The organism is Hyphomonas sp., from assembly GCF_037969335.1.
Classification (GTDB): Bacteria; Pseudomonadota; Alphaproteobacteria; order Caulobacterales; family Hyphomonadaceae; genus Hyphomonas.
This window is the reverse complement of sequence record NZ_JBBKXE010000192.1, coordinates 1-8,894: the sequence shown is the minus strand read 5'-3', so window position 1 is coordinate 8,894 and position 8,894 is coordinate 1. Positions and strand designations below refer to the sequence as shown.

At 62.8% G+C, this 8,894-nt stretch carries 7 protein-coding genes; 6 read left to right on the top strand and 1 reads right to left on the bottom strand.

What is annotated here, in order from left to right:
- The 6 genes from AADA04_RS14360 to AADA04_RS14335 all read left to right on the top strand — a co-directional run.
- A partial coding sequence (locus AADA04_RS14360; protein WP_340693965.1) for a TolC family protein occupies positions 1-606 on the top strand: 606 nt, incomplete at its 5' end.
- Positions 607-611: 5 nt separating this feature from the next.
- Complete coding sequence (locus AADA04_RS14355; protein WP_340693964.1) at positions 612-1,886, top strand: efflux RND transporter periplasmic adaptor subunit; 1,275 nt, start codon at positions 612-614, stop codon at positions 1,884-1,886.
- Positions 1,883-5,104, top strand: coding sequence for an efflux RND transporter permease subunit (locus AADA04_RS14350; protein ID WP_340693963.1), 3,222 nt, complete (start codon positions 1,883-1,885; stop codon positions 5,102-5,104). The genes AADA04_RS14355 and AADA04_RS14350 overlap by 4 nt, the downstream gene beginning before the upstream one ends.
- 82 nt (positions 5,105-5,186) lie before the next feature.
- Complete coding sequence (locus tag AADA04_RS14345) at positions 5,187-7,364, top strand: M13 family metallopeptidase (RefSeq protein WP_340693962.1); 2,178 nt, start codon at positions 5,187-5,189, stop codon at positions 7,362-7,364.
- A gap of 165 nt (positions 7,365-7,529) precedes the next feature.
- Positions 7,530-7,853, top strand: coding sequence for a hypothetical protein (locus tag AADA04_RS14340; RefSeq protein WP_340693961.1), 324 nt, complete (start codon positions 7,530-7,532; stop codon positions 7,851-7,853).
- Positions 7,854-7,967: 114 nt separating this feature from the next.
- The gene (locus AADA04_RS14335; protein WP_340693960.1) at positions 7,968-8,198 is read left to right on the top strand and encodes a dodecin family protein; all 231 of its coding nucleotides are present in this window, start codon (positions 7,968-7,970) and stop codon (positions 8,196-8,198) included.
- Positions 8,199-8,226: 28 nt separating this feature from the next.
- Here AADA04_RS14335 and AADA04_RS14330 read toward each other — a convergent pair.
- The coding region (locus AADA04_RS14330; RefSeq protein ID WP_340693959.1) for an ATP-binding cassette domain-containing protein at positions 8,227-8,894 on the bottom strand (668 nt) is incomplete at its 5' end.

Sequence of the window (8,894 nt, the reverse complement as noted above, 5' to 3'; positions counted from 1 at the left end):
GACATTGCCGCCGCCGAAGCCCGCATCGCTGCCGCAGGCCTGCGCGCCGAACAGGCCCGTCTCGCGATGCTGCCATCGCTGCGCCTCACCGCATCGGCCTCGACCAGCACGACCGAATTTGCGGATGCGTTCGATCCCGAAAAGATCGCGGCCAATCTCATCGCCAGCCTCGTCCAGCCGCTCTTCACAGGTGGCAGCCTGGATGCCCAGCGCGACGCCGCTGTCGCACAGGCCGAAGCCGCAGTGGCCAACTACGCTGCTGCAGCGCTCGACGCCTGGCGCGAAGTTGAAAATGCGCTGGCTGCCGACATCCTGCTCGCCAAGCAGGAAGAGGCGCAGGTCCGCGCCGTCGAAGAAGCCAGCCTCGCCGAAGAACTGGCCGAACGTCAGTACACCAGCGGCACGGTCACGATCTTCAACCTGATCGATTCCCAGACGCGCCGCCTGACCGCTGAAAGCCAGCTTGTCTCGGCCCGCGCCAGCCGCGCATCCAATCGCGTGGCCTATCACCTCGCCCTGGGCGGCGGCCTGCCCACCGGTACATCCGGCGTGCAATATGGTACAAACAACATTGACACGAACGCCGCCACCGGCGGCAGGAGCTAGTATTTATGGGTCGCCTTGTTTCCATCCTCGCCCCGATCGGGATCATCATCATTGTCGGCATCGGCGGCAGTGTGGTGCTCAATATGATCAAGCCCGAGCCGGAAAAGGCGGATGACGCGCGCGCCGGCCTCAATGTCTTCGCCGAAGCGATCTATCGCGACGACCTCCACCTGACGGTCGAAGCGCAGGGCGAAGTGCGCCCGCGCCGCGAAATCGTGGTCGCACCGCAGATTTCCGGCCGCGTCTCCTATGTCGCGCCTGACTTCATCGATGGCGGCTTCATCAAGAAGGGCCAGCTCCTCGTCCGCGTCGAGGCGGCCGATTATGAACTCGCCGTCGTGCGCGCCCGGTCCGGCGTCGCCAGCGCCGAGCAGCGCCTCGCCCGCGAACTGGCCGAAGCCGAGCTCGCCGTTCAGGACATTGAAGATCTCGGCCTCGAGGACGCCTCTCCCCTCGCCCGCCGCGAGCCACAGCTCGCCGAAGCCCGCGCCAGCCTCGACGGCGCCAAGGCGCAATTGAAAGACGCCGAACTGGGTCTCAATCGTACCGCCGTCTATGCCCCTTTTGATGGCCGCGTACGCGAACGCAGCGTCGATATCGGCCAGGTCGTCGCGGCAGGCTCGGCACTGGGCCGGATCTTCGCCAATGACGTCGTCGAAGTATCGCTGCCGCTTGATGACAGCGAGATGGGCCGCCTTGGCCTGCCGCTCGCCTTCACCGCGTCGGCGGACCAGCCGGGCCCGAAAGTCACGTTCACCGCTACCGTCGCCGGCCAGCCCCGGACGTGGACAGGCGAGGTCGTTCGCACCGCCGCCGCTGTCAACTCAATGACCCGCCAGATCAACGTGATCGCCGAACTGAAAGACCCCTATGGCGCCGGCGCTGACGGCGACGCGCCCATGGCGCCGGGCCTGTTCGTGAATGCCACGATCGAAGGCGACACGATCCCGGACGTCCTGGTGGCGCCGCGCGGTGCGCTGCGCGGCGAGGACAAGCTGTTCATCGGCAATGCCAAACAGGGCAAACTGTCGATCCGCACCGTCGATCTCGTCTATTCGGATGCTGGCGGCGCCTATGTCCGTTCAGGTGTCGAGGAGGGTGAACTCGCGATCACCAGTCCCGTCCAGGCACCGTTCGACGGCATGAACATCACTGTCATGGAACGGCTCGAGGATGGCAGCGTCAAAGTCCACGAGCCCGACAAGGAATCCGATACGGGCGATGCCACGCCGGCCCCGGCCACTGTCGCCGTCACCGGAGCAGAGGGTAATCCACAATGAGCGGAATCGTCGCCTGGTTCGCCCGTAACGCCGTCGCCGCCAACCTCCTGATGATTGTCGCCTTCGTCGGCGGCATCTTCGGCTACACGCGCATGGAACAGGAAATGTTCCCGGTCGTGAATATTACCGGCGCGTCTGTGTCGGTCGCCTGGAGCGGCGCCTCCCCGCAGGATGTCGAGGAACAGATCGTCACCCGAATTGAAGAGGCGGTGGCAGATCTCAGCGGCCTGGACCGGATCACCTCGATCGCCAGCGAAGGCTTCGGCGTGGTCAATATCAAGGGCCGCGACGACGTCGACATGGATATCTTCGTCAAGGACGTCGAGCGCCGGGTCAACCAGATCAACAACCTGCCCCAGGCCGCTTTCCAGCCGCAGATCCAACGCTGGGAACAACGCAATCGGTTCATTGGTTTTGCAATCCACGGCGAGGTCGATCCCCGCACGCTGAAACGCGTTGCCGACAATGTACGTGACGAATTCGCCAAGCTGCCCGGCGGCGAACTTGCCGAACTGAACGGCACGCTGGACGAACAGGTCAGTATTGAAGTCTCGGAACAGGCCCTGCGCCGCTTCGGCCTCAGCTTCAGCGATGTCGCCAATGCCATCCGCCAGTCGTCCCTCAACTCGTCGGGCGGCCGGATCGAAAGCTCGACCGGCGACGTCAACATCACGGCCCGCCAGCTCGCCGACACGGCCGAACAATTCAACAAGATCATCATCCGTCAGACGACCGAACAAGGCACCGTCTACGTGTCGGATGTCGCCAATGTCATCGACGGTTTCGTCAGCGACAAGCTGAAGGCGACGTTCAACAATGAACCGACCGCCTTCGTGATGATCCCCTCTCCCGACGATATGGACATCATTGCCTACACGGATGGCTTCAAGGACTTCGTCAAGCGCGCCAACGATCCGGCCAATGGCATCCTGCCAGAAGCCGTCAAGATCGATGTTCTCTGGGACGACTCGGAAGGCTTCAAGGCCCGCATGGACCTGATCACCCAGTCAGCCCTCAGCGGCGCCGTACTGGTGATGCTCGTGCTGGTCCTGTTCCTGCGTCCGATGGTGGCGCTCTGGGTTACCATCGGCATCTTTACCGCCTTTGCCGGCGGCATCATGCTGCTGCCCTATTTCGGCGTGTCCTGGAACATCCTGTCGACCTTCGCGGTGCTGCTCGTGATCGGCGTTATCGTGGATGACGCGATTGTCGTCGGAGAGAACATACACAGGGAAGTCGAGAGCGGCCGGCGCGAAGGCCTGGACGCCGCCATTGTCGGTACGCAATTGGTGCTCAAGCCGATCGTGTTCGGCGTGCTGACCACGATCATCGCCTTCCTGCCCTGGGCCTTCATCACCGGCCCGACGCGCATGTTCACGCAGCAGATCACATTCGTTGTTGTCGCTGCGCTCCTCTTCTCGATCATCGAGTGTATGCTGATCCTGCCCAGCCACCTGTCGCATATGAAGAAGCAGGAATTTGACGGCCCCGCCGGCAGGTTCCTCAGGCTGCAGCGCCGGATTGCCGACAGCCTTCTCTGGTTCGCCAACCACATCTACAAACCGGTGCTCGAGCTTGCATTGCGATTTCGCTATGCCACGGTCGCCCTCTTCTTCAGCCTGTTCGCCCTCGCCATGCAGATGCAGTCGCTGGGCATCGTTCCGTTCCAGTTCATGCCGGAAATCGAAGCTGACCTCATCCAGGTCAACATCGAAATGCCCGAAGGCACGCCGTATGAACGCCTGCTCCAGGTCCGCGACCAGCTTCAGGCCGGCATCGACACGCTGAAAGACGAGACCCGCAAGGAATATCCGGAACTGAAAGACGGCCTCGTGATGCAGGCATCCGTGGTTGCGGCCGGTCGGAACGTGCAGGCCTGGGTCGGCCTCGCCCCGCCAGAAGTGCGCCCCATCACGGTACGCTCCAAGGGTATTTCCGAACGCTTGCGCGACATGGTTGGTGACATTCAGGACGCCCAGGAAATCGGGTTCGAGTTCACGTTCAATGACGATGACAGCGGTGTGCGTGTTGCGCTCAATCATCCGGACCTTGCCAGGCTGCGCGAGGCCTCTGAGGAAGTGAAAGCGCATCTGGCCACCTATTCCAGCGCCTATGATATCGGCGACAACCTGTCCTCGTCCGCCGAGGAAATTCGCATCACAATGAAGCCCGGCGCCGAGACGCTTGGCATCACGCTCAATGATGTTTCACGCCAGCTGCGTCAGGCCTATTATGGCGAAGAGGTCCAGCGCCTGCCTCGCGACGGGGAAGATGTCCGGGTCATGGTCCGGCTGCCCTTGGCTGCCCGGTCTGACCTCGACAGCCTCAACAATCTGAAGCTGCGCACAGCGGACGGCCGCGAAATACCTGTCACACAGGTGGCCGATTTCGAATATGCCCCCGGCATCAACCGCATCATCCGTCGCAACCGCACCCGGTCGGTCTCGGTCTATGCCGAGGTCAAAGGCGAAGGCGGTCGCGGCCAGATCATGGCCGCCATGGAGCAGGACTTCTGGCCCGATTTCGAGAAGCACTTCCCTGACGTGCAGCGCGGCGAGGCCGGCGGCTTCGAGGAACAACAGAAATTCTTCGCCGAGATCGGTCGCCTGATCGTCATCGCCATCGGCACGATGTATATCCTGCTGGCCGTGGCCTTCCGCTCCTATTCCCAGCCGCTCTTGCTGATGATGGCCCTGCCCTTCGCCTATTGTGGCGCCATTTTCGGGCTCGCCATCTTCAATACACCGATGGCCATGTTCGCCTTCTTCGGCATTGCGGCGGCCGCTGGCGTCGTCATCAACGACAACCTTGTGCTGATCGACTATGTCAACCGACGGCGCGACGAAGGTGCTGGCGCGATCCAGGCGCTCGTGGATGCGGGCGTGTCCCGCTTCCGTCCGATCCTGCTGACATCCGTCACCACATTCGTCGGCATCCTGCCACTGCTCGCCGTACGCTCGGTGCAGGCCCAGTTCCTGAAGCCGATGATCGTATCGCTCGCCTGCGCGGTCGCGTTTGCCATCTTCGTGTCCCTGCTGATGGTGCCGGCCCTTTATGCCGTCGGTGTCGAGATCGGACGCATCTTCCGCTGGACCTGGGGCGGCAAGCCGTTCCGCCAGATCGGCGAGACCTATTCCGGCGAAGTGACGGTCGATGAAGACGAACTCATCGGCACCAGCCGGGGCGACGACCTGGGCGGTCTCGCTCCCGCCGAATGAGGACGTGATTTAACCTGGATGTGTCCTTCCCCTTCCTTGACGGGACGGAAACGGGGTACACCACGCATATGGAGACATGCACATGAAACATCTCATGCTGGGCGCCGCCGCGATCGCGCTCCTCACGGCCTGTGGACCGGGCAAGCACACGGCGGAAACGACCTCCGCCGAAGCCCCCGCACCGGTGGCCAACGCTGACGGCAAATACGTCACTGCCGAAGGCCTGGAATTGTCGACGCCTGACACCTGGGGCAAATGGGGCATCAATCTCGGCAACGTGAAGGCCGACGTGAATCCCGGCGATGACTTCTTCGCCTATGTGAACGGCGCCTGGCTCGACACGTTCGAGATCCCCAGCGACCGGACCCGCTACAGCTCGTTCACCCTGCTCGCCGAAAAGTCGGAACAGCGCGTGCGGAAGATCATCGACGAACTCGCCGCCGCCAAGCCGGATCCGGCCACGCTCGAAGGAAAGGTCGCCACGATTTACAACGCCTATCTCGACACCGCTGCCATCGAGGCGAACGGCCTGGCGCCGGCCCAACCCTATCTCGACCGCATCAAGGCCATGGAGACACGCGAAGACCTCGCAAGGGTCTTCGCCGCCAATGGCTACGCCGTGCCTGTCGGCGGCTGGGTTGATGTCGATGCCAAGCAGACCGACCAGTATATCTTCTACGTCACCCAGGCTGGCCTCGGCATGGGCGATCGCGACTATTATCTCGTCGACAATGACAAGAACACCGCGCTGCGCACCGCCTACAAGGCGATGCTGTCCGCCCTGCTCGCCGCAGCCGGTTATGACGATGCCGACGCTGCCGCCGACAAGGTGATCGCCCTCGAGACCGAGATCGCGAAAGCCCATTGGGACCGGGCCGCAGGCCGCAACCGCAACCTCACCTACAACAAGGTCACCCGCAACGAACTCATCTCCCTCGGCGGCGATTTCCCGACCGCCACGATGATCGATGCGATGAATCTCGGCGATCAGGCCAACTTCGTCGTGCGACAGGTCACACCGACTGCGGAAGAAATTGCCGAAAACGGCCTTGATGCCGACCAGCTGGCAAAAGTATCCGGCGGCGGTGTACCCGGCCTGTTCAAGGTGATGCAGACGGCGCCGATGGACCAGTGGAAGGCCTACCTGACCGCCCATCTCCTGATCGACACGGCCGATGTCCTGCCCGCCAGCATCGATGACACCGTGTTCGATTTCTACGGCAAGACCCTGAACGGCCTTGAGGAACAGCGCGAGCGCTGGAAGCGCGGCGTCGACACGGTCGAGAACTCGGTCGGCGAAGCGGTCGGCAAGGTCTATGCCGCGCGCTACTTCCCGCCCGAGAACAAGGCCGCGATGGACGAGCTCGTCGCCAATCTCCGCGTCGCCCTGTCCGAGAACCTTGAAACCCTCGACTGGATGGGCGCAGCCACCAAGGCCGAAGCCGAGGCCAAGCTGGACCTGTTCACGCCGAAGATCGGCTATCCGGAAAAATTCGAGACCTATGACAGTCTTGTCGTCAGCGATGATGCCTTTGCCAACCAGATGGCCGTCAATGCCTGGGCCTATCAGGACATGATCTCCGATCTCGGCCAGCCGATCGACCGCACGGAATGGGGCATGCTGCCCCAGACGGTGAATGCCTATTACTCGCCGAACCGCAACGAAATCGTGTTCCCGGCGGCCATCCTGCAGCCGCCCTTCTTCAACATCAGCGCCGACCCGGCGGTCAATTATGGTGCCATCGGCGCGGTGATCGGCCACGAGATCGGCCACGGCTTTGACGACCAGGGCGCCAAGTCGGACGGCACCGGCATGCTGCGCAACTGGTGGACGGCCGAGGACGAGGCCAATTTCAAGGCCAAGACCGGAGCGCTTGTCGCCCAGTACAACGCCTTCTGCCCCTATGATGACGGCGAAACCTGCGTCAATGGCGCTCTCACGCTGGGTGAGAATATCGGCGACCTTGGCGGCCTCTCGATGGCCTACAAGGCCTACCATCTCAGCCTGGACGGCAAGGACGACAAGGTGATCGACGGCCTCACCGGCGACCAGCGCTTCTTCATGTCCTATGCGCAGGTCTGGCGCTCGAAGAACCGCGAAGAGGCGATGCGCCGCCAGATGCTGACCGATCCGCACTCGCCGCCGAACTACCGGGTCAACGGCATCGTGCGCAATTTTGATGCATGGTACGATGCGTTCGGCGTCACGCCCGACAACGCGCTCTACCTCCCGCCGGAACAGCGCATCCGAATCTGGTAACCTTGTTACCTGTAGTTGATAATACAGAAAGCGGCGCCTCGAGCGCCGCTTTTTTTGTCCATTTTCACCATAAATAAGGACGCAGTTAATAGGTGGCGTGATAGTTGCACGCCTGACGGGGGATGGACCGATTTGGCCCACATGCATTTGATTGAGTAAATACTGATGACCCTACTGACCCGTATGTTCGGTTCCAAAAAACCCGCCGCGCCAGCGCGCGAACGGATTGAGCATGCTGTTGCGCCAGAGCATGACACGCCGCGCCCGCTGCGCGGTGCGTCCTATCGCGAAGCCTCGGTCACCTATGAATCAGGCTATACGCGCAAGGGCATCGTGCTCGATTACACGGCCACCGGCGTACGTGTACGGTTCCCGACGAACGAGATCATGCCCCCATTCGTCAAGGTCAATGCCCGCGCCGTCAATGTCAGTGGCAATGCCCGCGTGATCTGGCAGGAAGGCTCGGAAGTCGGCCTCGCCCTGCTCTGATCGGCCCGTCCCGGCCAGCCCCGATATTCCCGTTTTACGAGAGTCTGCTTGGCAAATACGCCTTTTAGGCGTTGTATGGTCCACCTGTTCCACACTTGAACAAGGAGGTCCTCCATGGCCATCATGAAATCCGAACAGATTCTCGCCGAGTCCACGAAATCTTTCGAGGATGCGATCCAGAACGCCGTCAGCCGCTTTTCCAAGACGGTCCGCGGCCTCGCCTCGGCCAATGTCAACAACATGTCGACCACCGTGAAGAACGGCAAGATCATGAGCTATCGCGTCAACCTGCAGATGACGTTCGAGATCGAACCGGCTGCCCCCAAGGCAAAAAAAGCCAAGTAACCGCGCCCGGGCCCATACCCGGCGCTGGCTAGAGCCGCACCTCGCGCGTCACACCGGTCGCGCTGAGGAAGTCCGCATCATGACTGACCACCACCAGCGCCCCGTCAAAGCCTGACAGCGCATCTTCCAGCAGTTCGACCGCCGCCAGGTCGAGGTGATTGGTCGGCTCGTCCAGCACCAGCATCAGCGGCGGTTCCGCCCGCGCAAACACGCACGCCATGCCCGCCCGCAGCCGCTCGCCGCCGCTCAGCGTGCCTGCTGGCTGCAGCGCGCCAACATTGCGAAACGCAAACCGCGCCAGCGCCGCCCGCGCCGCATTCTCGCTCAACTCCGGGTTCAGCCGCCGCAAATTCTCCAGCACGCTCTCCCCAGCCGCCAGCAGGCTGACATGCTGGTCCAGCATTGCCATCCGGTCGGTGAGCCGCCGCACCTCACCCGCATCAGGCTCCGCCTCCCCCATCATCAGGCGCAGCAGCGTCGTCTTGCCCGACCCGTTGGCGCCACATATCGCGATGCGCTCCGGCCCGCGCACGTCCAGCGACAGCGGCCCGAACAGGCGCCGCCCGCCGCGCTGCATCACCACATCGCGCAAGGCCAGAAGGTCCCGGCTCGGCGGCAGGCCGGTCTCGGGAAGGTCGATATGCAGCGGCGTCTCCACCTCCACCCGCGCCCGCGCCGTCTCGAACGCCTCGCGCC

Excerpts from the sequence above, each read along its gene's own strand:
- AADA04_RS14355 (WP_340693964.1), top strand. The coding sequence starts at position 612 with ATGGGTCGCCTTGTTTCCATCCTCGCCCCGATCGGGATCATCATCATT.
- AADA04_RS14350 (WP_340693963.1), top strand. The coding sequence starts at position 1,883 with ATGAGCGGAATCGTCGCCTGGTTCGCCCGTAACGCCGTCGCCGCCAAC.
- AADA04_RS14345 (WP_340693962.1), top strand. The coding sequence starts at position 5,187 with ATGAAACATCTCATGCTGGGCGCCGCCGCGATCGCGCTCCTCACGGCC.
- AADA04_RS14340 (WP_340693961.1), top strand. The coding sequence starts at position 7,530 with ATGACCCTACTGACCCGTATGTTCGGTTCCAAAAAACCCGCCGCGCCA.
- AADA04_RS14335 (WP_340693960.1), top strand. The coding sequence starts at position 7,968 with ATGGCCATCATGAAATCCGAACAGATTCTCGCCGAGTCCACGAAATCT.